This is a genomic window from Jonesia quinghaiensis DSM 15701 (genome assembly GCF_000423205.1).
In the GTDB taxonomy this organism is placed as follows: Bacteria; Actinomycetota; Actinomycetes; order Actinomycetales; family Cellulomonadaceae; genus Jonesia; species Jonesia quinghaiensis.
In genome coordinates this window covers 110,393-136,201 of sequence record NZ_AUHN01000006.1, presented here as the reverse complement: position 1 = coordinate 136,201, position 25,809 = coordinate 110,393, and the positions used below count along the sequence as shown (strand labels likewise).

Sequence of the window (25,809 nt, the reverse complement as noted above, 5' to 3'; positions counted from 1 at the left end):
CAGTCATTGAACGTACAGTCCATTATCACGCACTGTGTCAGTGTCATGGAGACAACGACCAGCAGGCGATTGTTCGTTAACTCCCCCAGTGACACAGCGAAGCGGTGTACCGTGGAATCTGTCATGAGCAACGATACCTCCGGGAATTCCCTGCACACCACGGGTGCACCAGATCCACACTCCGATGTGACACACGCCTCCCACAATGAAGAGGTCGAAACCACAGTGGAAGTACCGTGGCACACGTGGCCGATTGGGCAACGCGTCATGATCCGGGCTACCCTCCCGCCAGGAGGTACACACGGTTACACCGATTACTTAGGTGTCATTATTCAGAGTGATTCGAGCGGTTTGACCCTCGAGACGCGGTCCGGTGCTGTGCAGATCGCAGCCGAGCGCATTGCTATTGGCAAACCCATACCTCCACCTCCTGCACGTCGGGCTCGGCGTTCACCGAATGCCTAACCGACCCATGTGACCACGCCACCGCGCTCACCCATAAACCATGCGATCCAGCGTTACGAAGTCGGGGAACTAATTGGTCAAGCGGAACAACGAGGTGACCAGGGGCATCTACTGAGCGCTCAGAGCCACCCGCGTCAGAATTCACCACGTTTCGCGCACTGTCGCCACGGCTCCACTGTTGTGAGCGGTCAAAAAACTCGGCAAACTCAACGGACTGCTCACTGAGCAGAAGATGCTGGCGGAACTCCACCAACTCGTCGATCATGTCATCAAGAAGATGCGCCACTTCGTGACGGTTATGCCACACCATTGCCGCATTACGCTGTGGATTAAGCCGGGCAACCCGTGTCCCGTCGCGGAAACTTCCAGCGGCCAATAACTTAGCCAAGCCGCCCAAGCGATCTTCCGCTGCGTAACCAAGAAGCTCGTGAGCAAATACATGCGGGACATGAGAAACCAGCGCCACAACAGCATCGTGCGTGGCATCGTCAACAACAACAACACGTCCACAAGCAGGGCCGGTAATTAATCGCATGACCTCAAACACCCTACGAGGATCAGCGGCATCATCACCAGATACCGCCCACATTGCGTTATCCAACACATCAGGCCGCGCAGCAGAAAATCCCGAGGTTTCCGCACCCGCCATCGGGTGAGCGCCAACGAACTGCCGCTCAAGGCCAGCCGCCCGCATCTCTCGGCGGACAGGGCCCTTCACAGAACCCACATCCATCACCGTGACTTCTGGGCTAATCACCGACCCCAACCACTGGCACACCTGCGGGATAGCCATCAGCGGACCAGCCACCACAATTATCCCTGCGCCAAGCACGAGATCAGCGCGCTCCTCAACAACCTTCACACCTGCTGCGTGGGCTGCGACGCGGGTGGATTCATCAGGGTCCCATCCCACAACTGGCACGCCGCTGTCGGCTAACCGCAACGCCAATGATCCGCCAATCAGGCCTAACCCAAGCACCCCAACGTGTTTGCCCTGACCTTTGGTCACTACAGGTTCCCCTCCCACAACAACGCACGTGCGGCATCCATCGAGCTGCTCGTTTGGTCGACCGAACCAGGAGCGATCTTGGACTCGTCAATCCCCTGGTCCAGTTGGCCCTGACGGAAATAAACACCCAACGTTTTCAAGGCATCATCATGAGCCATCAAATCCTGCAATACAGCACGCATCGGCGCAGAAGACGTCGGAGAATCCACCGTCACAATGAACGTGTATTTACCACTCAGAGACTTCAACGGACGCGTAATCAGGGACGACATATTCAACCCATGCTGCCCAAAAGCCAACGCAAACCGCGCTAAAACACCGGGACCCGTTGCCCGCGGTGTAATAGCGATCATCGACGTATCGCCCGCCAAATCCGTACCCGGGCGGGTCCACTGATCACGCTGGGTAATAACGAAAAACCTAGTACGCGCACCATGAAAATCCTCAACCGCGTGAGCGACCCGATGCACAGGGTACAAATCAGAGCACACCGGAGGAGCCAAAGCCACCTGATGATTCTTAATGTCCCGGCACGCAGCAGCATTTGAAGACGCTGCAACTGGAACCAACCCACGTTCCACAATGTATGCAGAGCACTGGGCCAAACCAACCGGATGCCCCACCACTTCAGTGGCTTCCCCCACCTCACCTGCAGGCACAAAGGCATCAAAGCTAATCTCAACAAAAGTTTCTGCCACAGCAATAACATTCGTTGCAGCAACAAGCGCATCAAGCGAAGGGACGACATACCCCTCCACAGAACTCTCAATAGCCACCACGCCCCAGCGCGACTTCCCACTATTGACCGCGTCATACACTGCAGCAACATCAGGGCACGGAATGAGAGGAGTCCCTTGCGGCGCCGCCTGTAAAGCAGCTTGGTGGGTGAAGGTACCTTCGGGTCCAAGAAAAGCGCACGTATCTGTCACAGTGTCACCGACGCGTGTAAAGGTCGTTGTCCCACACCGGAGTAATTGCATCAGGGCCTTCTGAACGGAAATCGCCAGGGATCACCGCAAGGATCCTGTACTCCACGGATCGGTCTTCCAACGTGTCAAGCAGTGCACGCAACTGCGTTGATGAAGAAATCGCAAACGACGACAAGAAAACGTGCGGCCCAACGGTGGACCGTGCACTGCGCAAATGTTGAAGATCAACTCCATGGTCTGCAAATACTGACAATGTAGCCAACAGTGAACCTTCATGGTCTTCTTGCGGCCCAACAGCAAGCCACACTTGCGCCGGAGCGGAGAAAGCGGGCAATCCCGCGGATGCTTCCAGGAGACCAAACCACAAGGCAGGTAAGCGCGCCAAGCGGGCAGAAGCTGCAACTTCGGAGAACCCTCGTGGAATCACATCGCGTTCCACAAGGAGATAGTCACCTTCAGCAGCTAGAGCCACCCGCTGCTCCATGGTGGTCGGCGAAGGGACAACACGCGGCGCTAAGCCAAGTGCCCGCAACTCCCCACGGCAATCTCGCATCCCGGCCTCATCCACGATAACCATTCCGCTGGACTCAGCAGAACGCGCGGCAAGAACCCACTGCGGTTCAATACTCACCGAGTCAGTAATAATCAGTGCGTCATCACCGGTGAGAAGGAGCCGTTCCAAGTCTGGGTCAGGTTGCGCAGGGTGACCGATATGGACGACGGCGCTGATCGCATCGATAGACGCAATGGTGGATAGTGTGGCGGCGCGGGTCCCAAGGTCAAGAATTTCTCCACCCCCGTCCCCCCAACCGGCGCGGGTCGCCGCTGCGGCGACATGAATGGCGGATTCGCGTGCGCTCTTGCCCAGCATGGTGATCTCCTGGATTGCCGTGTGAATTGGGTCCATCGTAACTGCTGAAAACACGCCGATGCCCACCCCAGTCGTGGGGTGGGCATCGGCGTGTTGGTCAACGTGTATCGCTAGTCGTCGTCTTTACTCGACGCCTTTTTACACGTCACACCATTGTCTGGTTTGTATCGCCATGTGTTTGCTTCATCGATGACAACTTCCCCCGATTCAATTTCTGTGACCTTGCGAGTGACTGTCACCGTGAACCCTGGGCTACCGATGGGTTGAGGTTCGCAATTGGCAGCAGTCATGGTTGTCATCGTTGCCGCAACGACGTTGGACCGTGGGGAGGTAGTGGTTTCTACCTTGTATGTTTCGGTGGACCACGCCTCTACAGTCAATTTGCCGTCCGCCACGTAGGAGCGCATCAAGACACCATGTGGGGAGTCATTTCGCCAGATCATGTCGATCGAACCCACAAAGATTGTCGATTCGCGGCCCGCTGGGTAGCGTTCAAACCAGTAGGAGTGAGGGCGGTGTGCAATATCCGTCATGCCTGCAAAGAACCCCGTGTTGTACGTGGTTGTTGCCACCTGGGAAAGCCCACCACCAACGCCTTCGGTGTGGATTCCATTCACGACAACGCCGGCTGCGTGATACCCATTAGCCACGGTCACAGGGCCAATAACCTCCAGGAGGTCGAACTCCTCACCTGGCTTGACCAGGTACCCTGTGATGCGTTTAGCAGCTACTTTAAGGTTCTCGGTTCGCAGGTAGTCGTTGGTGATGGGGGTTGAGAAAGTTGCTACCTTTTCCTTTACCCCCAACGCCTCCAAGGCTTCAACTGAGTCCTGTGGAGCTGACTCAACCAAAGCAACTTCGGCAGTGCGTTCACCAATGGGTTGGGTTGCTGCTTGCTTAACGTTTGTAGCTAGTTGCTCACTATCGATGCGGGTCCCGGCTTTTCCGGGGACGATAATGGGCTTCCCATTCTCAAATTCAAAGTGGGCGTCTTCGGCTTCAGTCAGGAGACCCGAAGTTCTTTCCAGAACCTCTGACGCCAACTTCTCACCGTCAAAAACAAAATCTAGCCCGGCACTTTCAGCTTTCACAGAAATAGTTTTCGTGAAGTCTTTCACCGGAATCTCCACTGAAGTCTCTGCGACTTCCACTGTGATCGGTCCGACTGTCATTTCTTGAGCTTGTGCAAAGTACTGGTCAGTGATCTCTTGGGTGATCTCTGGTTCTTTACTGACAACAGGCAACGCGATTGGACGATTTTCCGTCACAATTGCGTCCAGAATGCTTGCTTTCGCCTGCTCGACATCGATCCCACGGCCATCTTCGGCAGTACTCGCAATTGCCTCACCCCCGGAGAAAGAAACTGTCCCGTTGACGGGCTCTTCTTCGAGGTCCACGGCTGCGGCTTCCAAAGCCTCAGCAAAAGCTGAATCGTCGATGATGAGTTGTGGTTCAACCTCATCACCCCCTGTTAAGTGGGCTAGTAACCGCTGTGGCGCCATCGAAAAACCAATGAGTTCTTCAACTGTCGCATCGGCGTCGAGGGTGATACCCGCTTCTGTGGGATCAAAAGAAGCCCGAAGGTCTTCGGCTGTGAGTTCTGCTGGTTCTGTCAGCCGTGGCATGAGTTCTTCGGTGAGTTTCTGAGTCGCATCTTCCTTACCCAGGCCCCCAATATCAATTCCTGCCACGGTGGTGCCGTTTGCAACTGTGCTGGCGTAGGACCATTGCGCACCAACGTAGATCCCGGCAAGTACTAGGACTGAAGCGGCAGCGATTCCGAGCGCTTTAGGCCATGTGCGGCGCACTTCCTCATTGTCGATCTCATCGAGAGATGCATACGTAGGCTCTGGTTTTTTTGGCTTTTGTGACTTTTCGGAGGCGACGGAATCGGTTTTTTTCTCAGGCTTTTCCGGCACCGGTGTTGGCACTGCTGGTGCAGTTGTACTTGGTGCAGGCGAAGCGGAACTAGGTGCCGTCTTCTTGGGTTCAGAGCCTTTAGGGTGCGACGTTTTAGGCGACTCTCGCACCGCTGGCTTGTTCGCTGACGATGGAGAACCTGATGCTTTTACCTGAGACGCGGTAGAACCTGATGGAGTTGTCTCAGTGGGCTTCTCATCTTTCGTTGTACGAGGGCTCGTTTGCGCAGGAGGTGTCGACTTCGTCGCTGGCACAGCTGCTGGAACGGCTGGAGTTTTTTTCGGTGGTGTTGATGGCGATGCTGTTGATGCTGACCCCACAGACGCAGCTGTACGTGCTGGAAGTTCTTGCTGTTTCGACGTAACTGGTTTCTTCGAGGCAGCAGCGTCCGGGCTACGTTTCACTGTGTGGTGTGAACGCGGTGGGATTGATGGCGGTGTGGATGCCTGTGGTGCGGGAGCTGCTGATGCTGTCGAGGGCGCAGATTTCTTCGGCGGATCTGACTTGCTGGTTTTCGTGTCCGTGTCCGCGCCTGCATCCGTATTCGCCGAGTTGGTGGTTTTCGCAGGGGCGGCTGATGTGCCTACTGGGTCTGCAGTTGCAGGTTCAGGTTTTCCTTTCGCCTGCGGGGCAGATGCTTTCTTTGATGCCATTGGCCCTAGAGGTTCCTGTGGCGGGCTCGACAAAATAGGTATTGGGGCAGCAGATTTTCGTGGTGGTTTCGCTGCCGGAGCCTTCTCCTGCGCTTTTGGTTTCGCTGTGGCTTCTTGAGTAGCAGGAAGTTTGCCGTTTTCTTCCCCCTTGGAGGGTGGAGTTGTCGGCGTGGCTCCAGCAGATTTAGGCGAGACTACAGAAGTTGACTTCGAGGCCGGCTTGTCTGTGTCTACCTTTTTCGCAACGTCAGCGGGTGATTGTGTACGGGGTACATCAGCCTGAGGTGCTGAGCTTTTCTTATCGCTCTGCTGTGAGGGCTGACCCGATTCTCCGCTCTTTCCGCGTTGGTCTTGCTCTTCGGTGGGCCGAGGGTCAGCGCCCTGTGACATGTCCTGCTCCAGTTGCCGTGAATATGCGAAACGAGAAAGTTGACGACGGGTTGATTTACCCGTGGCTATTCTACGGAAGTCATGGGGAAGTTTTTGTCAATGTTCAGTCACGAAACCATGATCGTGGGGTGAAACATCCAATGCCAACTGCAGTTATTGACCCGATGATCCACACATAACTGACGGGCTGGTCGGGAACAAGAACATCTCCACCTGGGCCTGCCTGAACAAGAATTTGTGCCACCGCAACTAAGGCGACTCCAAAAGGCACCACCATGACGATCCCTCTCCAGGCTCGAAGCATGATCGTGGCAGCAACAACTGCGAGCAATAATACGATCAGCGTATATGGCTGCCATTGCCGATGAAGGGTTGTTCCTAAGACCGCAATAAAGACGCCTAGCCCTGCTGAAAGTGTGTAGTCAAAAACTGTGGACAGCACGTCAATGGCGCGTTTATTCATAGCGGAAATGCTACCTGTCTGGTCTGGAGATCTGCTGAGAGCTGACCGAGGTCTGCGTAGGTTTCGCAGTCGAAAAGCGGCGAGAGAATGTTGTTGGACAGGGCATACCATCCGCGTAGTTTGACGTCGTGGTGGTGCCACGACAACGTGGGGTGCGGTTCTGGCGCACTGCTCACCCAGTGCACCTGGGTTCGGTAGGTCGCCAACGCTGTCAACAATGGGCGTATTAGCGATCCCGTGCTCACTGTGAAGATCTGTTGCGGTTGGTGAGCGCTGATACTCGGTAACGGCCCAAAGGGGTCAGGAAGATGCGCCTCTTCGGCATGAGGGTAGTGAGCAAGTTGGGCTCTCCCCCACCGGCTTACTTCTTCAGGGAGAACTGACGCGAGGAACTGCGTCTGCATCAGAGAAGCATCTGGTGAAGCACCATCTATTGCTCTGGCACGCTGCACAATATCCACGGCGCGTACGTGATCAGGGTGCCCGTATCCGCCACCTGGCTCGTACGTCACAATGAATGAAGGCGAAGTTTCACGCAGTAGGAGTAAAAGTCGCTGTGCTTGTTCATCTAGGTCCCCGCGAGTAAGCGCGGTGGCAGGAGCATTCGGCGCAGCTGTAGCCTGACCTGACACTCCAGGTAGCCCTTCACCTGCCCATTGCATGCCAGAATCAGTGAACTGCGCTGAAGCATCGAGGTTCTGTGCGGTGGGCAGTGGGAGTTCGTCAAGAAAGAAGTGCGTGATGCTCGATGATGCTGTCAATGTGAGCAACGCTTCGCGGAGCTCTGTTGCCCGGTAGCGACCGAATGTGTGTGGCGACTGTGGCAGGTCAGCGAGATCTTCGGGGATTGATTCACCCAGTTCCCCCCGCGTACACGTCACGACGGTGACTGGTAGCCCGGCGGCACTCCATCGGGCGATGATGCCGCCAGTGAAGAGGGTTTCATCATCGGGGTGTGCGTGCACAGCAACGAGATGTCCCTGTGGCTGGATCTCGGTGATGTTCATGTGTTCTCCGATGGTGCTGTGGTGGCGAACCGCCACCACAGCACCACCATCAGATGTCAGTGATCAGGAACGCTTCATGCGGGCGGTTGCCCGGGCACGTTCTGTAGCGTCAAGAATGACCTTACGAATGCGCACGATCTCTGGAGTAATTTCTACGCACTCGTCTTCACGGGCGAACTCAAGGCACTCTTCCAAGGTGAGCTTGCGTGGCGGAACGAGGTTCTCGAATGAGTCAGCACTTGCTGACCGCATGTTCGTGAGCTTCTTTTCCTTGGTGATGTTGACGTCCATGTCCTCGTTGCGCGAGTTCTCGCCAACAACCATGCCCTCGTAGACCTCTTGGGTGGGGTCAACGAAGAATGAACCACGTTCTTGAAGGTTGATCATGGCAAATGGGGTAACCGCACCGGCACGGTCTGCAACAAGTGAGCCGTTATTACGAGTTTCGATGGGACCAAACCATGGCTCGTAACCGTCAGCGATCGACGAGGCGATGCCTGTTCCACGAGTTTCAGTGAGGAATCGGGTACGGAAGCCGATCAATCCACGGGCTGGAACCATGAATTCCATGCGCACCCAGCCAGAGCCGTGGTTGATCATGGTTTCCATGCGGCCCTTGCGTTGAGCCAACAATTGAGTGACTGCACCGAGGTATTCTTCAGGCACGTCAATAGTCATACGTTCCATCGGCTCGTGACGCTTTCCGTCTACAGTCCGGGTAACAACTTGAGGCTTACCAACAGTGAGCTCAAAGCCTTCACGGCGCATCTGCTCAACGAGGATAGCCAGAGCCAATTCTCCACGGCCCTGTACTTCCCACGCGTCTGGGCGCTCAGTGGGTAGCACGCGCAGTGACACGTTACCTACCAGCTCAGCGTCCAAGCGGTCCTTGACCTGACGGGCGGTAACCTTGTGGTTCTTGCCACCCTTACCAGCCAATGGTGAGGTGTTGATACCGATGGTCATCGAGATGGCTGGGTCGTCAACGGTGATGACGGGCAGCGGGCGTGGGTCATCAAGATCAGCGAGTGTCTCACCGATCATGATGTCAGCGATACCGGCAACGGCGACAATGTCTCCAGGGCCAGCTGAGTCAGTTGGGACGCGGTCAAGGCCCTTAGTTTCCAAGAGTTCAGTGATCTTGACGCTTTGCACGGATCCGTCTGTGCGGCACCAAGCGACCTGTTGCCCCTTGCGGATTGTGCCGTTGTGGATACGGAGCAAAGCGAGACGCCCAAGGAACGGCGAAGCGTCAAGGTTTGTGACGTGCGCTTGCAACGGGATGTCATCCTCGTAGGTTGGCGCAGGAATCTTATCGATGATGGTCTTGAACAGCGGTTCAAGGTTCTCGTTGTCTGGAACAGTGCCATCTGCTGGCTGCTCAGTGCTCGCGCGACCAACTTTAGCGGCTGCGTACACAACGGGAACATCGAGAACTGATTCAAGGTCGAGGTCCATTTCCTCGGACAGGTCCGAGGCGAGACCAAGCAGGAGGTCTGTGGACTCTGACACCACTTCTTCAATACGCGAGTCAGGGCGGTCAACTTTATTGACAACAAGAATCACGGGCAACTTAGCGGCCAGTGCTTTACGCAGCACAAAGCGGGTTTGAGGTAGCGGACCCTCAGAGGAATCAACGAGGAGCACCACACCATCAACCATAGAAAGACCACGTTCGACCTCGCCACCGAAATCGGCGTGTCCAGGGGTGTCGATCACGTTGATGGTGATGCCATCTTCGTGGCCTGCAGCGTGAGCAGCTGGCCCGGCGTAACGGATCGCTGTGTTCTTGGCGAGGATGGTGATCCCCTTTTCGCGCTCAAGGTCACCGGAGTCCATGACTCGGTCGTCGACTTGCGCGCGAGGATCGAAGGCACCAGCCTGACGCAACATGGCGTCCACAAGGGTGGTTTTGCCGTGGTCGACGTGGGCAACAATCGCTACATTGCGCAGGTTTGAGCGCACTGACATGAAGGGACTCATTTCGGGGTTGTACGAGAAGGGGCGCCCAAGTCTTCGCGGTCGGGGCGCTTGCCATACGATGGCCTATGCAATCGTACTTCACTGACCTACGGGCAGTACACGCCCATCGTGGATTTCAAGCACGCGATCCGCGCGTGCGACAACTATTGGATCGCATGTTGTGACAATTGCCCCGATATTCGACGCCCTACTGAGTTCATGAATGATGTCCATCACATTCTTTGAACTTGTCGAATCGAGCTGCCTAGTTGGCTCATCAGCAAGGAGAACTTGCGGCGTTCCAGCAATAGCACGAGCATTAGCTACCCGTTGCAGTTGACCACCGGATAACTGGCTCAGACGCTGCTGATCGTGACGAGCCAAACCCAAGGTGGTGAGCGCATCATGCGCTTGTTGACGTCGGACCCCATAGGGAACTGACTGGACGTACAGCGGGAACATCACGTTCTCGAGGGCCGTCCAATACTCTACCAGTGCAAGATCCTGAGGAACATATGCCGAGTTGTTGCTTCGTATCACGTCACACGTTTTGTGCTCCTCTCACAGCCGCAAGAGCTAACAGGAGAACGGTGCAGAGTGCGCTCAGAAACGTACGAGGACCACGATGCACAGTGAAGTGTCGCATCGTGGTCCTCTCGTGGTGGTTGTTCTACCCCAACAAAATCAGTTCAGTTTGAGTTCTGTACGCTCGTCACCAAGCTGCGCCAAGAGGCGGTAGCGTTCTTCACGGCGGCGGCGCTGTTCACCGGGTTCTGGAACAGGAGCTGCAGCGATAAGTCGCTTGGTGTATTCCTGCTGCGGGTTGCCAAGAACTTGTTGGCGAGTACCTTGCTCCACAATCGCGCCTGATTCAAGAACCACGACACGGTGTGCCAGCATGTCGATCACAGCGAGGTCGTGCGACACGAAGATGCACGCAAACTGGTAGCGCTCTTGAAGCGCAAGGAACATCTTCAGCACTTGCGCTTGAACAGAGACGTCCAATGCTGACGTTGGTTCGTCAGCAACGAGGAACTCTGGGTCAAGAACGAGTGCACGAGCGATGGATACGCGTTGACGCTGACCACCAGACAACTCGTGTGGGTAACGGTTGATGACGTTACGAGGAAGCTCAACAGCATCCAGCAATTCCTCGACGCGTGCTAGTTGAGACGCACGGTTGCCAACCTTGTGAACAACAAGTGGCTCAGCAATGCAGTCACCGATAGGGAACCGTGGGTTCAGCGAGGATGCTGGATCCTGGAAGACGACACCAACGCGCTTACGGAGCGCCTTTTCGGTTTTACGGTCAATAGAGTGAAGGTCCTCACCCAAGATATTGACTGTCCCAGAGTGCGCCGGAATGAGACCCAAGGAGCACCGTGCGATGGTGGACTTACCTGAACCTGACTCCCCGACAAGCCCAACGATCTCGCCTGGTGCCACGCTGAAGGAAACGTCATCAACAGCGCGGAACGGTGTTTTACCAACGCGCTGGTATTCCACCACGAGGTTCTGAACATCAAGCGCCAAAGATTGTCCGGGACGCAGTGGCTCAACGGCCTTCTGTGCGAACCCGAACTGCTGTGGTCCACGCCCTAGGTGTGGCACTGCGGCAAGGAGCCGTTTGGTGTATTCGTGCTGCGGGCGGTTAAGGACCTCATCTGCAGTGCCCTCTTCCACGATGTTGCCTTTGAACATCACAGCAACGCGGTCTGCCATATCCGCAACAACACCCATGTTGTGGGTGATAAGCAAGATACCAGTGTTCAGTTTCTCCTTAAGAGAACGCAGAAGGTCGAGAATCTCGGCCTGAACAGTAACGTCGAGAGCTGTGGTTGGCTCGTCAGCGATGATGACCCGAGGGTCGCACGCAAGTGCCATCGCGATGACCACGCGTTGACGTTGTCCACCGGACAACTCGTGGGGGAACTGCTTGACCCGACGTTCAGGTTCAGGAATACCAACCATGCGCAGCAGTTCGACTGCACGTGCGTCAGCTTCGCGGCCGTGAGCAACGTCGTGCAGCTCAAGTGATTCAGTGAGTTGCTTCCCGATCATCAGAACAGGGTTCAACGCCGTCATCGGTTCTTGGAACACCATGGCAACGTCGTTCCCGCGCATACGCCGCAATTGGCGGTCATCCATCGAGGTGACTTGATTGTCGATGACGTGGATGTCCCCGCCGATACGAGCGTTTGATGGGAGAAGACCCAACGCCGTCATCGAGGTTACTGACTTACCAGACCCTGATTCCCCAACGAGTGCAAGCACTTCACCGGGTTGTACGTGAATGGATATGCCCTTGACGGCGTGAACGGTTCCGAACTCTGTGCCGAACTTGACGTCGAGGTTGTCGAACTCAAGGACGGGTTCTGAGGCGACCGGGACGCGTGATTGTGGTGACGTCATCAGTCTTTGCTCCTGTTCTGGCGTGGGTCGAAGGCATCGCGCAAACCATCACCAATGAAGTTGATGGACAGGGCGATAAGAAGAATCATGATGCCGGGGAACCAGAACAGCCACGGCCGGGTGAGGAACGCGTTCTGGTACTGGCTGATCAGGAGACCGAGTGAAACGTCTGGCGACTGCACACCAAATCCGAGGTAGGACAGGGACGTTTCGAGAAGAATCGCAGAAGCGATCGAGAGTGTCGCGGACACAATGATCACACCGATTGTGTTCGGCAAGATGTGCTTGAAGATGATGCGTGCTGGTGATGTACCGACTGCACGCGCAGCTGCAACGAACTCTCGCTCTCGTAGTGAGAGGACTTCACCACGCACAAGCCGGGCTAGACCAGTCCACGTAACAATTGCTAGGACAAGCGCGAGGACGAAAACACCTTGATCCGAGGCCGCCTTAGCGATCACTGCAGCAAGGGCAAGCAGCGGGATGACAATGACGAGGTCGGTGAGGCGCATGAGGATTGATTCAATCCAGCCGCGCATGTAACCTGCCACAGCACCAATGATGGTTCCGATGATGGTGGAAAGTACACCCACTGTCACAGCTACGAGAAGCGAGATTTGCGTGCCTCGCATCACCAGCGCGAAGTAGTCCTTCCCAATGGTGTCTTGCCCAAAGGGGTGTTCACCTAGGCTGAAGAACCCGATGGTGGGGCGACCGCCATCAAGTACAGCAGTTGCTCGCGTGTAGTCCTTGTCCCACCACCCCGGGAGTGGCCCGACACCGATTGAGGTGATAGCCGTCAACGTGATGAATAACAGAACAATGAGCGAGGCCATCGCTCCCTTGTGTCGGACGAACCGACGGAAAACTAGTTGACCCTGCGAATAGGTTTTCGTGTTCGCTGGGATTTCTGCCTCGATCGAATACGAGTCAGAACCAGGAGTTTGGGAGTTAGACATGTGACACTCCGTTGGGGTTTGCCGATATGCGCGTGATGACGCAGACGAAAGACTTAATGTCAGCTGATGACATGGGTGATCACCGCCGAATACGTGGGTCGAGAGCCGCGTAGGCCAAGTCAGCAAGCAGGTTCATGAGAATCGCTGCAGTACCTGTTACCAAGAAGAAGGCCATAACCGGGTTGGGGTCAACGGTTCGCAAACCAGTCTCGAAAAGCTCTCCCATTCCCTTCCAACCAAACACCTTCTCAGTAATGACTGCACCGCCGATGAGGCCTGCGAAGTCAAAAGCGACGATGGTGGTGATGGGGATCAGCGCGTTACGGAACCCGTGCTTAACGATCACTACACGCTCGGACAATCCCTTTGAACGGGCTGTGCGAATGTAGTCCTGGTTCATGACTTCAAGCATCGAGGACCGTGTGTAGCGGGTGTACGAGGCAACCGAAATAAGGGTCAGCACGATGGTTGGCAGGATGATCTGCGCACCAACGTCAAGCAAAGACTCCCAGAAACCACCAGAGAAGTTCGGAGTTTGCGAACCGATGGTTGAGATGGGACGTGGTTTGAGCGACAGGAATGAAGCCCAGTGAGAAACTGCCATATCAGCCGCAGTCAGTAGCGCCATGGTTCCACCGACAAAAGCAGAGAGCGCAGCAGCGGGCTTACGGGAGTAACCGCCCATGAACCAGCCAATTAGTCCACCAACAACAAGGCTCATGATGAACAAGCCAATGAGGACTGGCCAGGTGGGCTCTTCGATAACACCGCGGAACGCGAAGTACGATACGAGGCCCGCAGCAACTGTTGCCAATGTTGAGTAAAGGACTCGACGGTTTTTGAAGCCTACGAAGAGTGTGGTGCTACCCACAGCTGCTGCGATGCCGACGATCGCAACAAATCCAAAGCCCAGAAGTGGCCGGCGGAACCACTCAACGGCGGAGAAGTATGTCATTGCACTGGCCACAAAAACCAATGTCACACCAGCTGTTGCTGCGCGGCGCTTCCAGTCACCACCAAGAACAGCGGACAGGATCAAAGCAAGGACCAGAGCAGTGATGATGATTTGCACTGGTGAGAATGTCGGTTCTTGCATCCAGTTGTTGAACTGAATACCAGCGAATTCCTTCAACAACACTGCAACCCAGAAAACGGGGAGTGAGAAGAAGAGGAACGCGAGGAACGTCACGGAGTAGTCAAAGCCTGAGTACTGGCGGATGGCGGTGAGGATACCCACAACGATACCGATGACGATAGCTAGCACTGTTGCTAGAACAACAAGGCGCAGTGTGGAACTGGCAGCGTTTCCGAGCAGGGATCCGACATCGACGCCATTGCGGTTTGTTCCGAGGTCACAATTGAGGGTTACGCACTTTGACACCCCTGTGAGCCAGTCCCAGTAGCGGACGTACCACGGCTGGTCGAGTCCCATAAACTCGGTGCGTTGCTGAATGAGGTATTCGCGGTTGTCTGCATTGCTCTCTCGAAGATCCTTCAGCGGGTCATCGGAGTTGATGGTGAGGACATAAAGGAGCAATGAGCCACCGAGCAGGACGAGGAAGGAGGCCCCGAGCCTGCGCAAAATATACTTGGTCACGAACTTTTCCTTAGGTACTTTGGCGCCGACGATGATCGATCGTCATACCGCAACCTACTAATAATGCCACGGATGATGGCGGGTGTTGACATCGCAGGAACGGGGTGAGGCCGTTTCCAGCCTCACCCCGTTCTCATGTGTGATGCTCACGCATTAAGCGGTTACAACTGACTATTGCAAGCAGTTGGTTCCTGACTTATTCTGCGCGCACCCACTGTTCTGCGTTCCACGCCACGGTGGACTGGGTTGCAGTGCGGCGCACGTTCGACAGTGTTGCGTCGTAAGCCGTGATGCCTGGGTGAGCGAACAGTGGGATACCGAACAGCTGGTCCCACAGTTCCTTCTCAATGATCTTGGTCTGCTCGAGCTGTTGTGCAGTGTCAAGTGTTGAACCAAGAGCCTGCCATGCGATGTCTACAGCGTCTGAGGAGAACTCCCCGTAGTTCTGTGGAGCGTCGGTTGAGTAGATGTTCTGACCAGAAACGATCTGGCCTGAACCTGCCCAAGCGAACAGTGCTACGTCGTAGTCACCGTTTGGAAGGGTCTCGGAGAAGAACTCAGGTGAGCCAACGTTTTCCACGTTGAACCCTGCCTGGTCACAGCTTTCCTTGATGAGGTTAACCTCGTCGTCACGGCGTGCGTTGGGCTGTGAGTAGCCGATACGCACGGTGAATGGGGTTTCAACACCAGCTTCTTCGAGCTTAGCCTTTGCACCATCGAGGTTGACGGTGTCGTAGCGGCCGTCGTATGCAGCTGACACAACTTCGTCATAACGCATCTGGAAGGGGAAGACCTCGCGTGCGTTCATGATTTCGGCGTCAGGTGAGACTGGCTTGATAAGACGGTCAACGATGTCCTGGCGAGGCACGCACATGGCGAATGCTTCACGCAAGGCGAGGTTTTCGCCCATTTCGTTGCCCTCGCGGAAGTTGAAGTCCAAGTGCTCCCAGGTGAGGCTGTCACCGGAGATGAGGTTGACGCTGCCAGCAAGAGCTTCGATCTGCGCCACGGTGTCAACAGTTGCCTGTGGCTCAATGACGTTGAGGTCACCGTTGGTGAGTGCCTGTACCTGTGCTTCAGGAGCAACAAAGCGGTATACCAGTGTGCTGGTTGCTGGAGGTGTTCCCCAGTAGCTCTCATTCGCCTCGAGGGTGAGGGACTGTCCGGCTTCCCATGAGGTCAGCACGTATGGGCCGTTCGAAGGAATGATGGAAGCGTCAGGGAGCTGACCAGGTGTTGGTGACAGCCATCCTTCGTTCCAGAACTCTGCAGCAGGCTTGAGAGCGTCAATGTCCTCATCCTGGATCGCTGCAACGAGTTCATCAATGGTCATACCTGCTTGCTCAGCGACAACGTGGGCAGGGAATGCCGTGCTGACCTGGAGCTGGTAGTCAGGGTATGGATCTTTGTATTCGATGGTGAAGGTCTTGCCACCGATCTCGCCCTGTGGACCGTCTGGTACACGGTCACCGAAGTCCAAACCACCGACGTGGTTGAACAGTTGGTTGTCGCCGTCTTGAATCTTCTGGGCTGCCCACTCGAGGAGGTAGTCCTCGTATGCAACTGGAGTTCCGTCTGACCAGGTGACGTTGTCGTTGATGGTGTACTCAACGGTCATTGGGTCTTCACCGAGCAACTTGAAGCTACCAAAGTTTTCGTTTTGGTAGATGGTGCCGTCAGTACCGAAGTACATGAAGCCCTCAATGAGGCGCTCGTTGACGACCGAGTTGTAGGTTGAGTAGGTCTCGGGAGTGTTGCCGTTGTAGCCAAGCCATTCTTCTCCACCGAGGGAGTAGTAAATGGTGTCTTCCTTGGTGGTGACTTCACCGAGGTCTACCTTGGCGGTAGTACCGGCGTCGTCCTGCTCACCGTTGGCGGCTGTGCTGGTCTCTGTGGTCTCGGGCTCTTCCGAGGTTCCGCAGGCTGCGAGCACGAGCGACGCACTCATGAGGACTGCGAACGGCGCAGCCATCTTCCTGATCTTCAATGTTCCTCCTCGAGGGACGGGAGGCACCCGCTCTTCACTGTTGCACGGCACACAAGAACTGGAGTCGTTCTGTGTTGCTCAGCAACCGGGTGCTGGAACTCCCAAAGGGTTACTAGAAAGGTACACACGCTTAACGCGTGCTGACGACAAAATCGTGCGCTATCACAGTCATCGTTATCAAAGAGATACTGACTAGTAACTTGGGAAACATGAATCTCAGCATACGGATGGCTGTTGCGTAAAACCGCCGAATCATGCGGCGATCGACCTGCTCACATTCTTGCGGCGAACGCTTAACGCACCTCGATGTGACACACCGTAGAGGCGTTACAACCGTATTTCATGCTTGTAACACTGGGGACAGCTCCCCAGTGAGTTCATGGAAATCTGTCCACTTCATTGCCATCTGGTGGACACCTGGGGAGGGGTTCGATCATTGCGAGTCAGCACGGAGTTCACTTACCCCTCCCCCAAGGAGCACTCACTTAGCCGCGCGGATTAACGATGATCTTCACGTGATGCTCGTTGTTGTTGATCAGTTGGTCAAAGCCCTCGTCCACCAGTCCGTCTAGCCCTATTCGCGCTGTTATGAAGGGCGCTAGGTCAATTTTCCCGTCCTGAACGAGCTTGATGGTGTCGGGGTGGTCGCCTGCGTACCCGATGGTTCCGCGTAGGTCGATTTCCTTGAGCACAACAGAGGGCATATCAACGTCAGGCTTGTGCCCCCAAATGGATACATTGACAAGGACTCCCGCGGGACGCACAGCGTCAATGAGCATGTCGAGCACTACAGGAACGGAAGAGCATTCAAACCCGACATCGGCGCCCCGCCCATTGGTGCGTTCACGTACCTCGTGGGCAACATCTACTTCTCGTGGGTCAAAAACAGCGTCGGCTACGCCGGTCGAGGTGGCCATGTTTTTGCGCGCTTCGGAGACTTCAGAGATGTAGACGGTGAGTCCCTCTGCTTTGAGGACAGCAGCTGTGAGAAGCCCAATCGGCCCAGCACCGCCCACAATGGCAACATCGCCAGCGGTGGCACCAGATCGCACGTACGCGTGGTGCCCTACTGACAACGGTTCAATGAGCGCTGCGTGGTCAAGTGGAATGTCACCGATGGGGTGCACCCAGCGGCGCTGGACAACAATCTTTTCCGCAAGTCCCCCACCTCGACCGCCGAGCCCAATGAAGTTCATGTCTGGTGAGAGGTGGTAGGGCTGCCCAGGGGAGGTATCAACGTCATCGCGGATGATGTAGGGCTCCACAACAACGGATTCGCCAACAGCGAGGTCATCAACCCCTTCACCTAGTGCGGTGATGGTCCCTGAGAATTCGTGCCCCATGGTGACTGGCGCATCTTCCCCAGAGATGGGGTGTGGGTGACCCGTGGGAGGAATGAATATCGGACCTTCGAGATATTCATGCAAGTCCGTTCCGCAGATGCCACACCAAGCGACGTCAATGGCGACAGTTCCAGGTTGGAGGGTGGGCTCGGGGATGTCCTCGATACGGATGTCTTTACGGTCGTAGTACCTCGCGGCTTTCATGGCGCGCCTCCTTGAGATAGGTGGGTGGCCGGTTAGGTCACCTCTTTCCACCCTAGGACAGCGATGGGGACTTCTCTCGGTGAGTTGGTGTCTGTCATCTCACTGTGTAGAACAGGTGGAGAGTGTGGCGGTCACAGCACGGTGATCTGTGCCTGGAATGTCAAGGATGCCGGCCCGGGTTGTGGTCAGGTTCCGCACAGCGATGTGGTCCAACGTGGTGAAGGCTGGTACTCGGCCGCCCATCGGCCAGGTGGGTTCCGGGAGCGTCCCGGCGAACCCTGCTGGAAGGTCAAGCCCTTGCGTCGCGGCCCGGAACGTTGGGTGGCCGGTCCCGGCGTTGAAGTCACCGGCAAGAATAAGTGGGTGATTAGTGACGCTCCGCTGCCAATCGCCGATGTCTTCTAACGCTGTTTGCCACGCCTCACCTTGGCTTGTCGGCGGGTAGGGGTGGATGGCTGCTACCTGGATGGGGCCTGCCTGCGGGTGGTCCAAGACCGTTGTTGGCATATCAAACACGATGCTTGTGGTGACGGGCACTGTCCCGTGATCTCGTTGCGGGTATGCGGAGAAAATTACGGACCCAGCGAAACCGCCCGGGCTGACCGCCTCTGTTCTGTGTGGCAGGGTGGCGGACAGACCTAGGTCAGCTAGTCGCGTGAGGTAGGTTTCATCAACCTCGACGAGCACCACAACATCGGGCTGTTGTGTTGAGATCGCAGTAACAAGTTGCTCGGGGTCAGCGTTGGTTTGGAGAACGTTCGCTGCGAAAACAGTGATTTCTGCAGGTGCACGGCAGTCTACCTGTGCTGTCAGTGTTGGTGTGGGGGTCAAGGTTGGCAGCATTGATGCGCCAATCCCCACGATCAACACAAGCGCGGGTAACCACCAGCGCATAAACAGAGCAATAAGGACGAGGACTGCTGCAGCAAGGCACAGAATCGGGATGATCGCTTGGAGGACTGGCACGATGCTCACCCCACCAATGGTTCCAAGGAACGTGAAGTGAGGTGTCGCTGCGAGCACACCGGCGATTGTGATCGCGCTGGCAAGGGTGACGATGCGGATACGGCGTTGTGGCGCATCGGGCAGCTTGGCATCGGGCAAAGGTGTGGTCACGGACTTACTGTAAGCATCACCGCTGGTGAGACATAGAGGGTTACACGCTGTGTTCGCGAGATCTCCTCATGTTCACGGCATCATGACAGAGAAATTGTTACGCACCGTCACACGCTACTCACGTTCAGGATTGGGCTTCATGAATGCGCTCGCCGTTCTTCATTTTCCCCGCGAAATCCTAGTTTTAGCACTGAGATCCTTGGCCTGGGCAAGGATCTCAGTGCGAGGTCTAGGATCTCGGCGTGTGGGGGGCGGGACACGTTGGTGGTGGCGTTCTGCGGTGACGATTGCCGGTGGCACTCTGTGCGGACTTTTAACGGCTTGTGGGCCTGCGACGGAGTTTGAGTTAGCTTTTGGGCCTAGTGATGTGGAGTACGCGGAGTTCTACACGTATCTTTATGCGAATCATCCGCGTGAGGTCACATACACCATGGTGGCGGACCGCCAGGAGATCACCGAGTGGGTAGGGTTTTTCACTGATATACCGGTGAAGCCCAGTGATGTGACAGCGGAAGAAGCGGCCGGGTTGGATGCTGACGGTATCCGGTTTCACCTCCGTGATGGGACCACTTACGAGGTGACGAGCATCTTTGCGGGGCCGGGCTATCACTATCTTGTGTGGCCTGATGGGACCGTGATGAAAACCCAATATGGCGTCCCCTCTGGTTTCGATGGTGAGGCTGTCAACACTGCGGAACGCCCCAAAGCGCTGCTGCCATGACACGAATGCCGAATACCCCTCAGGGAGCGAATCGCTGCCTGTCGCAGTTGGTTGCGCTCACCCTCTCGCTGGGGCTAGTGAGCATTGTGACGCTAGGTGCGTGCGGCAAGAGCGCAGTGCCCATCATGGTGTGCCCTGATAAGCCGGTGGCGTCGATTGACATGTATAACTACTACGCCGACCACAGCTTCGCTGATGTTCACCGGGTTGACACTCATGGTGACGTCGAGGCCCTCTGCTCGGAACTGTGGGCGGATGCGCAGGGTATACCCAGCGATGTGCCGGATGAGGAGCTTAACCAGCGTCAGGTAACGGTGTATGACATTCACGCGGCGGATGGCACGCGAACAACGTTGTGGGTGCATCGTCTTGTTGGTTTCGATGCTGATTCGGTCCTCGTGACTGATTCTGGGGAACGCTACGTTCTTGGTGGGTGGCAGATGGGGGCGCCGTACCGGCACAACGATGTGACGGTGGTTGACCGGTCAGTGGTTCCGCAACCACGTGCCGAGTAGCGGGATAGTTTGCGGGGACACCCAGCGGGGAACGCGTTGACAGTACTGTTCGTATTCAGCTCCGAAGGTTTCCCGTAGTCCGTCTTCTTCAGCCGGTATTTGACCGGTGTTCAACACTGCCACAAATCCCGCGAGGGGTATGAGAGCGGGCACAGAACGGCGGGCAACTGCATGCGCGAGGAGTAGCCCCGCTAACCCGGTGTACATGGGGTTGCGGGTCACGCTGTTGGGGCCGTTGATGATGAGTGCGGTTGCTTTGCCTGGTTTATTGGGGTGGAAGGTTGTGCCTTGGCGAGTAAATTCTTGCAGGCTACGGTTCCCGAACCACACAGCTGAAGCGGCGATCACGCTAGCGGTGATACGGGAGCGACGGGTCGTTTTACGTTGCGGGGCAAAAACGTGTTGCGCGGCGCCAGCGGCGATGAACCACACTGCTGGCGGAATCGTGGGGTGTGTCATTGGTCCTCCTTGCCTTGCAGTATCACCTACTGTGCAGCGCTGCGCCCAATGAAATCCTTGTTGCGGCACTGAGATCCTTGGCCTGGGCAAGGATTTCAGTGCGAGAGGTAGGATCTCGGCGGCTAGGGGTGCGCGGTGGTTGAGTCGAGGGTGCGAGATTAGTTCAACGTGGCGAGCCATTGTTTGACCTGGCGTTGCCCACAAAGGCGGATCACCCATGGTTCAGTTGCCGCTAATGGTGACCAGCGCTCACGCAGAGTCTTGTGTTGCCGCCACGCGAAAATGACGATGTTTTTGTCTGGGTTGGCGCTAAACCAGCCTCGGATTCGTTCAGTATTACCGTGCCACAACGGTTTTTGTGTGATTCTGCGGACAACGGTCCTGGTGATCAACCGTGTCATTGTCACATAACGTGGGTGGTCGAGCCACACAATGACGTCAGCGCCGCCTGGTTGCCCTGGGGTGAGCATCCCGTCGAGCCGGTTGGTCCAGTTACCGTCCATCACCCAGCCTTGAGGGTGTTGTTCACAGAACTTGACGATCGTTTGCTGTGCAATATCGATGTCACGAAACGTCCAGTTCTCTTGCCAAAAAACAGCGTCTAACTCCAGATGCGCAACACCAAGGGTTTGTGCAACGTGACGCGCCAGGGTGGTTTTCCCTGAGCCGGAAACACCAACAATCCAGATGCGCTGCGGGCGTGTAGCAGGTTCGGAAATCACCGCACTACCCTAGCGGGCTCTTCACGTGGTGCGCATTGTTATTGGTTCATAGTCGGGGTGTGGGTCACTGCGCAACCTGCCATACGTAGCGACATCAATTCGTTGCCCGCCTTGTCCACCCGTGGCCGCGAGCGCGGTGCGCCATCCAATACCAGAACCATCCGTTGCGGTTTCCTGAATCAACACTTACACACACCAACCCGACGAGGGTGTCATCTGCTGTGATAGCCCATGGATGATGCGCTGCACCCGGTGCGATGAGGCGGGCCACATACTCTGTGGCATCGTGAAGTGTTTTTACGTCGCCCTGACGGGACATATCCGGGGCGGATTGGAATGCCTGCAGAACGTCAGTGGCATCGTCGTGCCTCATCCTACGAATCTCAACGGGCGTCGTCGCGCCGGGTGTGTCATCCATCGACAAGTTAGACGGCTTTCTTCACAACACTGGATTTGAGTTGCATACGCCCGAATCCGGGAACGGTTGCGTCGATGTCGTGGTCGCCCACACCGTCAGAGATCAGGCGGATACCGCGCACCTTTGTCCCAATTTTCACCACACCACCGCCGCCGCCTTTCACCTTGAGGCTTTTGACGATGGTGACAGTGTCGCCGTCCGTAAGCGGGTTGCCCACAGCGTCCTTGATGACGTCTACCGCCTCCCCAGGGGCGGGCTCCCCTGCTTGCTGGGCGGACCATTCGTGGCCGCACATCGGGCAGACCAGTAGTGAACCTTGCTCATAGGTGTAAGACTCGGTGCACTGTGGGCAGGCAGGTAAAACGTCAGACATTGATACGTCACTCCATCGCATGGTGGCAGGGCCTCACTCAGCTCACCGGGCCGGCAAGGCACTGACGCCAAGCGCTGAAATAGCCCGGTGAGCCAAGGTGAGGCACGCTAAAAACTTCTCTCACAGGTTAGCTGGTCTGCGTGGGTGCAATGGAATGTTTGGACCGGTAGGGGATGTCAGGGCGAAAGAGTCGCCCTAACCGCAAGTAACGCAGCGCGTAGTACAGGCCGATGCTGACTGCCACAACGAGTACGGTCACGACGAGTGGTTCCCACACGACCGCGCCGGGTAGGCGGATGATCGCGTTGTGGTCGGCAACAACGTTGTGGATGATTGCCAGCGGAATCATGTGGAGCACGTATATAGGTAAGGTGCGTTGCCCTAACCACCGCAGCGGTTGTGTCACACCGCTGGCGTGGCGGTCGCCGAGAACGCAGACGCTGACGCCCGCTGCGACTGCGAGCGCACTGACTGTTGGCCACACCCCGAGAATGTTCCGGGCGTCGAGTGCCCCCACTAGGATCAGCCCCACACCAAAGAGCGCACATAAACCGATCGCCCACTTCCCCGTAATTGTGGCGGCGGCATCGCGTATTCTCTGCCGCCCGTACAGGCCAAGGAGGAAGAAAACACCGTTTTGGGCTACCTGCCAAAAGTTGCCCCACGTAGGGAGCGCCCCGGCAGCAGCGGCACTTGAGATCACGAAGGCACAGCCCAAAACCACTACCGGTGGTAACCGCCGCGTTGCGCGGGCAAGGAGCAGGTAGAGAGCGAGTGCTTGGAGGTACCACAGGTTGGTGGGGCTATAGGTGAGGTGCGCGAATAGTTCACTGACGCTGTGGGCGCGCGCTGTCTCGAACTCAGGTGCGATCCACGCGAAAAGAACGGTTTGAATGAGCACCCACACCACGTATAAGGCAAGGAGCCCACCTGAGCGGCGCACGATCCGTTCATAGTTATTCGCGTACACAATACTGGCTGCAAAGACGCCTGAGATGAGGAAAAACAGGGGCATGCGCAGTGGCAGCAATTGTGCGCTCACAACACCCCACAGCGATGCCGCAGATTCCCCGCTCCCCCAGTCAATGTGTTGGACGTGTTTTGTCACCACATGCCACAGGACGACAAGGATGATGCATAGCCCTTTTGCGAGGTCTGGCCACCCGTCACGGTTCGTTTTACTCACCGTGGAAAACCAGATCAGCAGTGCTTATGGGGGCAGGTGACTGTGCGGTGGCAACGAGTTCAGCGATGAAAGAGGTGTAGTCAACACCGCCAGCAGCGAACATGCGTGGCACCTGCGAGTCAGGGGTCATACCTGGGATTGTGTTGACTTCGTTGAGGACCAGACCGTTATCGGTGAGGAAGAAGTCGATGCGTGCTACTCCGCGACAGCCCAGCGCGTTAAACATGATGCGGGCGGCGTTGGTGAGGTCTTGTTCCTCACGCTCTGTTAAAACCGCTGGAACGGTGAAAGGTGGGTTTCCCCCATATTTTGCGGCAGTGTCGAACAGGCCTGCGGCATGGATTTCTAGTGGCGGCGCAACCACGAGAGTGCCGTCTGCTTGGCGTAGGACTGCAACATCTATTTCACGGCCCCGGATTGCTTCTTCTACGAGGATGCGATTGTCGTGTTGTGCTGCTACTCGGATCGCATCGGCGAACTCATGGTGGTCACGCACCAACGTCACCCCGTAACTGGACCCTGCCATCACGGGTTTCACGACAACGTCGCGGGTGAAGAGAAGCTCTTCAGCTTCGGCAGCTGTCACACAAACGCCCGATGCGGTGGAGATACCGCATGCCTCAGCGATTAGTTTTGTGGCCCACTTGTCCATTGCGAGTGCCCCTGCTCCCAGGGTGGACCCAACCATGGGGGTGTGGGTTATTGCGCATAACGCTGCCAGTGTTCCGTCCTCCCCCAGGACACCGTGGACCGCTGGGAAAATGGTGTCTGCGGTGTCAAAGAGGGTGAGCGCCCCTGCTACTGAGGCTCGTGGGGTTTCACCTAACGGTTTGCCTCGGTAGGTCCACACCCCATTTTTGTTGATGGTGATGTCATCAACGTGGAATCCCAGGCGGGTCAGTGCGTCACTAATAGCTGCTGCAGTCCCGAGTGAAACGTCATGTTCGGCGCTTTCTCCTCCACCAATAACTACTACTCGCCGTGTCATACAACTGTCCTTTGTACTCGTGGTCCGATGCTTGTCACGATGGTGTGAGGGATGGTCCCTGCCCATGTCGCCCACTCCTGGATGGTTGGGGTTGCCCCACCGCTGGGGCCAAACACTGTTGCTTTTGTGCCGATGGGGAAACTTGTTTCGCCGGTGTCGATAACAATTTGGTCCATGGAGACCCTGCCGATGACCGGGTAGCGCTGGTTGTGGACAGCGACGTGGGCGCCAGGCGAAATTGATCGTGGGATGCCGTCGGCGTACCCCACGGGCAGCACGCTGACGTGCGTTGTGTGGGTGGTGACGTAGGAGCCGTCGTACCCGACAGGAGTACCAGCGTCCAGCGTCGCGGAATGCACGATGGGCGCTGTTAGGCGCGAAGCACCGTGGAGTGCCACCATGTTTGATGGGTCGATGCCAACGAGACCTGCCCCCACTCGGACGGTGTCGAAGTGGGTGGACGGGTCCGTGAGTGCGCCCGATGTTGCTGCCATGTGGGTGGGCGGCGTGCCCAGGCCTGCTGCGGCTGCCAGCGCTTGTGCCACCCGGATCTGAGCAACCGCATCGGCATTGTGGGTTGGGTCGCCGTAGTCAGCTCGAGGGAGGTGGCCCATTAACGCAACCACGGTGATGCGCCCCTGCTGTTGGGCACTAGTGGCAAGGGCGAAGAACTTTTCCCACTCCGCGCGGGGGCAACCTTCCCGTGCCATTCCGGTGTCAACATGCAAGTGCACACCCACCGGATTGTTCGCCGGTGTGGCCAGAAGTTCAGTGAGCTCATCCACCGAACCAACCGCGACATCAATCCTGTGCGCGGCTGCTGTTTCGGCGTCCAGGCCCTCCGGGTTGAGCCACACCACGATGGGTTCACGCAGCCCTGCCTCACGAAGGGTGACTGCTTCACGCAGACTTGTTGTCCCCAGCTGAGTTGCCCCTGCCGCGACCGCTGATGTGGCGACGGTGACTGCCCCGTGCCCGTAACCGTCAGCCTTCACAACTGCCATGACCGCAGCGTGGGTGCGGGCACGCACTGTGGCCACGTTGTGGGCAACAGCGGAGGTCAAAATATGCAAAGTTGGTTGAGTCATGCGGGCCATGGGTTAAGTCAACGGTGCTTGGTGTCACCAGAACGTATGAAGT

25 protein-coding genes are annotated in these 25,809 nt (G+C 56.6%); 4 read left to right on the top strand and 21 right to left on the bottom strand.

Translation table 11 applies throughout. The features are described from left to right. Positions 1 to 123: 123 nt before the first annotated feature. Entirely contained in the window at positions 124 to 465 is a 342-nt protein-coding gene (locus G538_RS17980; RefSeq protein WP_157544321.1) for a putative acetyltransferase, read from the top strand. On the opposite strand, the gene G538_RS15370 is transcribed toward G538_RS17980, so the two are convergent. From G538_RS15370 to G538_RS17730, 4 genes are all read right to left on the bottom strand, one after another. Further along, positions 404 to 1,474, bottom strand: coding sequence for a prephenate dehydrogenase (locus G538_RS15370; protein WP_051196630.1), 1,071 nt, complete (start codon positions 1,472 to 1,474; stop codon positions 404 to 406). The genes G538_RS17980 and G538_RS15370 overlap by 62 nt on opposite strands. Next, entirely contained in the window at positions 1,474 to 2,403 is a 930-nt protein-coding gene (locus G538_RS0106015) for a prephenate dehydratase (RefSeq protein WP_029068610.1), read from the bottom strand. The genes G538_RS15370 and G538_RS0106015 overlap by 1 nt, the downstream gene beginning before the upstream one ends. Positions 2,404 to 2,407: 4 nt before the next feature. Further along, positions 2,408 to 3,310, bottom strand: a complete 903-nt coding sequence (locus G538_RS0106010; protein WP_245566804.1) for an ACT domain-containing protein — start codon at positions 3,308 to 3,310, stop codon at positions 2,408 to 2,410. Between the two features lie 74 nt (positions 3,311 to 3,384). Further along, a complete protein-coding gene (locus G538_RS17730) occupies positions 3,385 to 5,304 on the bottom strand; it encodes a VanW family protein (RefSeq protein WP_169514104.1) in 1,920 nt (639 codons plus the stop codon). A gap of 76 nt (positions 5,305 to 5,380) precedes the next feature. Here G538_RS17730 and G538_RS18155 point away from each other — a divergent pair, with 76 nt between their 5' ends. Further along, a complete protein-coding gene (locus G538_RS18155) occupies positions 5,381 to 5,965 on the top strand; it encodes a hypothetical protein (protein ID WP_029068608.1) in 585 nt (194 codons plus the stop codon). Between the two features lie 375 nt (positions 5,966 to 6,340). On the opposite strand, the gene G538_RS0105995 is transcribed toward G538_RS18155, so the two are convergent. The 10 genes from G538_RS0105995 to G538_RS0105950 all read right to left on the bottom strand — a co-directional run bounded on the left by G538_RS0105995 (position 6,341) and on the right by G538_RS0105950 (position 19,287). After that, the gene (locus G538_RS0105995; protein WP_029068607.1) at positions 6,341 to 6,700 is read right to left on the bottom strand and encodes a hypothetical protein; all 360 of its coding nucleotides are present in this window, start codon (positions 6,698 to 6,700) and stop codon (positions 6,341 to 6,343) included. Then, positions 6,697 to 7,707 (bottom strand): PIG-L family deacetylase, encoded by a 1,011-nt coding sequence (locus tag G538_RS17275; RefSeq protein WP_157544320.1) that lies wholly within the window; start codon positions 7,705 to 7,707, stop codon positions 6,697 to 6,699. The genes G538_RS0105995 and G538_RS17275 overlap by 4 nt, the downstream gene beginning before the upstream one ends. Before the next feature lie 63 nt (positions 7,708 to 7,770). Further along, entirely contained in the window at positions 7,771 to 9,678 is a 1,908-nt protein-coding gene (gene typA / locus G538_RS0105985) for a translational GTPase TypA (protein ID WP_029068606.1), read from the bottom strand. A gap of 90 nt (positions 9,679 to 9,768) precedes the next feature. Further along, positions 9,769 to 10,209: an ATP-binding cassette domain-containing protein gene (locus G538_RS15355; protein ID WP_051196627.1), complete on the bottom strand. Its 441-nt coding sequence runs from the start codon at positions 10,207 to 10,209 to the stop codon at positions 9,769 to 9,771. Positions 10,210 to 10,353: 144 nt separating this feature from the next. Next, a complete protein-coding gene (locus tag G538_RS0105975) occupies positions 10,354 to 12,081 on the bottom strand; it encodes an ABC transporter ATP-binding protein (protein WP_029068605.1) in 1,728 nt (575 codons plus the stop codon). After that, a complete protein-coding gene (locus G538_RS0105970; RefSeq protein ID WP_029068604.1) occupies positions 12,081 to 13,040 on the bottom strand; it encodes an ABC transporter permease in 960 nt (319 codons plus the stop codon). The genes G538_RS0105975 and G538_RS0105970 overlap by 1 nt, the downstream gene beginning before the upstream one ends. Before the next feature lie 79 nt (positions 13,041 to 13,119). Continuing rightward, positions 13,120 to 14,637 carry an ABC transporter permease gene (locus tag G538_RS0105965; protein ID WP_029068603.1) on the bottom strand — a complete coding sequence of 506 codons (1,518 nt, stop codon included), beginning with the start codon at positions 14,635 to 14,637 and terminating at the stop codon, positions 13,120 to 13,122. Between the two features lie 196 nt (positions 14,638 to 14,833). After that, positions 14,834 to 16,609 (bottom strand): ABC transporter family substrate-binding protein, encoded by a 1,776-nt coding sequence (locus tag G538_RS0105960; RefSeq protein ID WP_245566803.1) that lies wholly within the window; start codon positions 16,607 to 16,609, stop codon positions 14,834 to 14,836. A gap of 500 nt (positions 16,610 to 17,109) precedes the next feature. Beyond that, on the bottom strand, positions 17,110 to 18,171 hold the full coding sequence (locus G538_RS0105955; protein WP_029068601.1) for a 2,3-butanediol dehydrogenase: 1,062 nt from the start codon (positions 18,169 to 18,171) through the stop codon (positions 17,110 to 17,112). 99 nt (positions 18,172 to 18,270) lie between these two features. After that, a complete protein-coding gene (locus G538_RS0105950) occupies positions 18,271 to 19,287 on the bottom strand; it encodes an endonuclease/exonuclease/phosphatase family protein (protein ID WP_029068600.1) in 1,017 nt (338 codons plus the stop codon). A 220-nt stretch (positions 19,288 to 19,507) separates the two neighbouring features. Here G538_RS0105950 and G538_RS17975 point away from each other — a divergent pair, with 220 nt between their 5' ends. Continuing rightward, positions 19,508 to 20,008 (top strand): hypothetical protein, encoded by a 501-nt coding sequence (locus tag G538_RS17975; protein WP_169514103.1) that lies wholly within the window; start codon positions 19,508 to 19,510, stop codon positions 20,006 to 20,008. Further along, positions 20,005 to 20,523, top strand: a complete 519-nt coding sequence (locus G538_RS15350) for a hypothetical protein (RefSeq protein ID WP_157544318.1) — start codon at positions 20,005 to 20,007, stop codon at positions 20,521 to 20,523. The genes G538_RS17975 and G538_RS15350 overlap by 4 nt, the downstream gene beginning before the upstream one ends. Here the strand turns inward: G538_RS15350 and G538_RS0105935 are convergent. From G538_RS0105935 to alr, 7 genes are all read right to left on the bottom strand, one after another. Beyond that, on the bottom strand, positions 20,494 to 20,982 hold the full coding sequence (locus G538_RS0105935) for a methyltransferase family protein (RefSeq protein WP_029068597.1): 489 nt from the start codon (positions 20,980 to 20,982) through the stop codon (positions 20,494 to 20,496). The two genes, G538_RS15350 and G538_RS0105935, sit on opposite strands and share 30 nt — an antisense overlap. A gap of 158 nt (positions 20,983 to 21,140) precedes the next feature. Further along, positions 21,141 to 21,704 (bottom strand): AAA family ATPase, encoded by a 564-nt coding sequence (locus G538_RS0105930; protein WP_029068596.1) that lies wholly within the window; start codon positions 21,702 to 21,704, stop codon positions 21,141 to 21,143. A gap of 94 nt (positions 21,705 to 21,798) precedes the next feature. Beyond that, positions 21,799 to 22,077: a GNAT family N-acetyltransferase gene (locus tag G538_RS15345; RefSeq protein ID WP_051196626.1), complete on the bottom strand. Its 279-nt coding sequence runs from the start codon at positions 22,075 to 22,077 to the stop codon at positions 21,799 to 21,801. A 52-nt stretch (positions 22,078 to 22,129) separates the two neighbouring features. Next, complete coding sequence (locus tag G538_RS0105920; RefSeq protein ID WP_029068595.1) at positions 22,130 to 22,495, bottom strand: zinc ribbon domain-containing protein YjdM; 366 nt, start codon at positions 22,493 to 22,495, stop codon at positions 22,130 to 22,132. Between the two features lie 127 nt (positions 22,496 to 22,622). Further along, positions 22,623 to 23,681: an acyltransferase family protein gene (locus G538_RS15340; protein WP_051196625.1), complete on the bottom strand. Its 1,059-nt coding sequence runs from the start codon at positions 23,679 to 23,681 to the stop codon at positions 22,623 to 22,625. Next, the gene (locus tag G538_RS15335) at positions 23,674 to 24,669 is read right to left on the bottom strand and encodes a D-alanine--D-alanine ligase family protein (protein ID WP_035833457.1); all 996 of its coding nucleotides are present in this window, start codon (positions 24,667 to 24,669) and stop codon (positions 23,674 to 23,676) included. The genes G538_RS15340 and G538_RS15335 overlap by 8 nt, the downstream gene beginning before the upstream one ends. Further along, entirely contained in the window at positions 24,666 to 25,766 is a 1,101-nt protein-coding gene (gene alr / locus G538_RS15330; RefSeq protein WP_035833455.1) for an alanine racemase, read from the bottom strand. The genes G538_RS15335 and alr overlap by 4 nt, the downstream gene beginning before the upstream one ends. Positions 25,767 to 25,809: the final 43 nt, after the last annotated feature.

Excerpts from the sequence above, each read along its gene's own strand:
- G538_RS0105960 (WP_245566803.1), bottom strand. The coding sequence starts at position 16,609 with ATGGCTGCGCCGTTCGCAGTCCTCATGAGTGCGTCGCTCGTGCTCGCA.
- typA (WP_029068606.1), bottom strand. The coding sequence starts at position 9,678 with ATGTCAGTGCGCTCAAACCTGCGCAATGTAGCGATTGTTGCCCACGTC.
- G538_RS0105920 (WP_029068595.1), bottom strand. The coding sequence starts at position 22,495 with ATGTCTGACGTTTTACCTGCCTGCCCACAGTGCACCGAGTCTTACACC.
- G538_RS0105975 (WP_029068605.1), bottom strand. The coding sequence starts at position 12,081 with ATGACGTCACCACAATCACGCGTCCCGGTCGCCTCAGAACCCGTCCTT.
- G538_RS0105955 (WP_029068601.1), bottom strand. The coding sequence starts at position 18,171 with ATGAAAGCCGCGAGGTACTACGACCGTAAAGACATCCGTATCGAGGAC.
- G538_RS15345 (WP_051196626.1), bottom strand. The coding sequence starts at position 22,077 with ATGAGGCACGACGATGCCACTGACGTTCTGCAGGCATTCCAATCCGCC.
- G538_RS0106010 (WP_245566804.1), bottom strand. The coding sequence starts at position 3,310 with ATGGACCCAATTCACACGGCAATCCAGGAGATCACCATGCTGGGCAAG.
- G538_RS0105935 (WP_029068597.1), bottom strand. The coding sequence starts at position 20,982 with ATGACACACCCCACGATTCCGCCAGCAGTGTGGTTCATCGCCGCTGGC.
- G538_RS0105995 (WP_029068607.1), bottom strand. The coding sequence starts at position 6,700 with ATGAATAAACGCGCCATTGACGTGCTGTCCACAGTTTTTGACTACACA.
- G538_RS15335 (WP_035833457.1), bottom strand. The coding sequence starts at position 24,669 with ATGACACGGCGAGTAGTAGTTATTGGTGGAGGAGAAAGCGCCGAACAT.
- alr (WP_035833455.1), bottom strand. The coding sequence starts at position 25,766 with ATGGCCCGCATGACTCAACCAACTTTGCATATTTTGACCTCCGCTGTT.
- G538_RS17980 (WP_157544321.1), top strand. The coding sequence starts at position 124 with ATGAGCAACGATACCTCCGGGAATTCCCTGCACACCACGGGTGCACCA.
- G538_RS15350 (WP_157544318.1), top strand. The coding sequence starts at position 20,005 with ATGACACGAATGCCGAATACCCCTCAGGGAGCGAATCGCTGCCTGTCG.
- G538_RS0105970 (WP_029068604.1), bottom strand. The coding sequence starts at position 13,040 with ATGTCTAACTCCCAAACTCCTGGTTCTGACTCGTATTCGATCGAGGCA.
- G538_RS17275 (WP_157544320.1), bottom strand. The coding sequence starts at position 7,707 with ATGAACATCACCGAGATCCAGCCACAGGGACATCTCGTTGCTGTGCAC.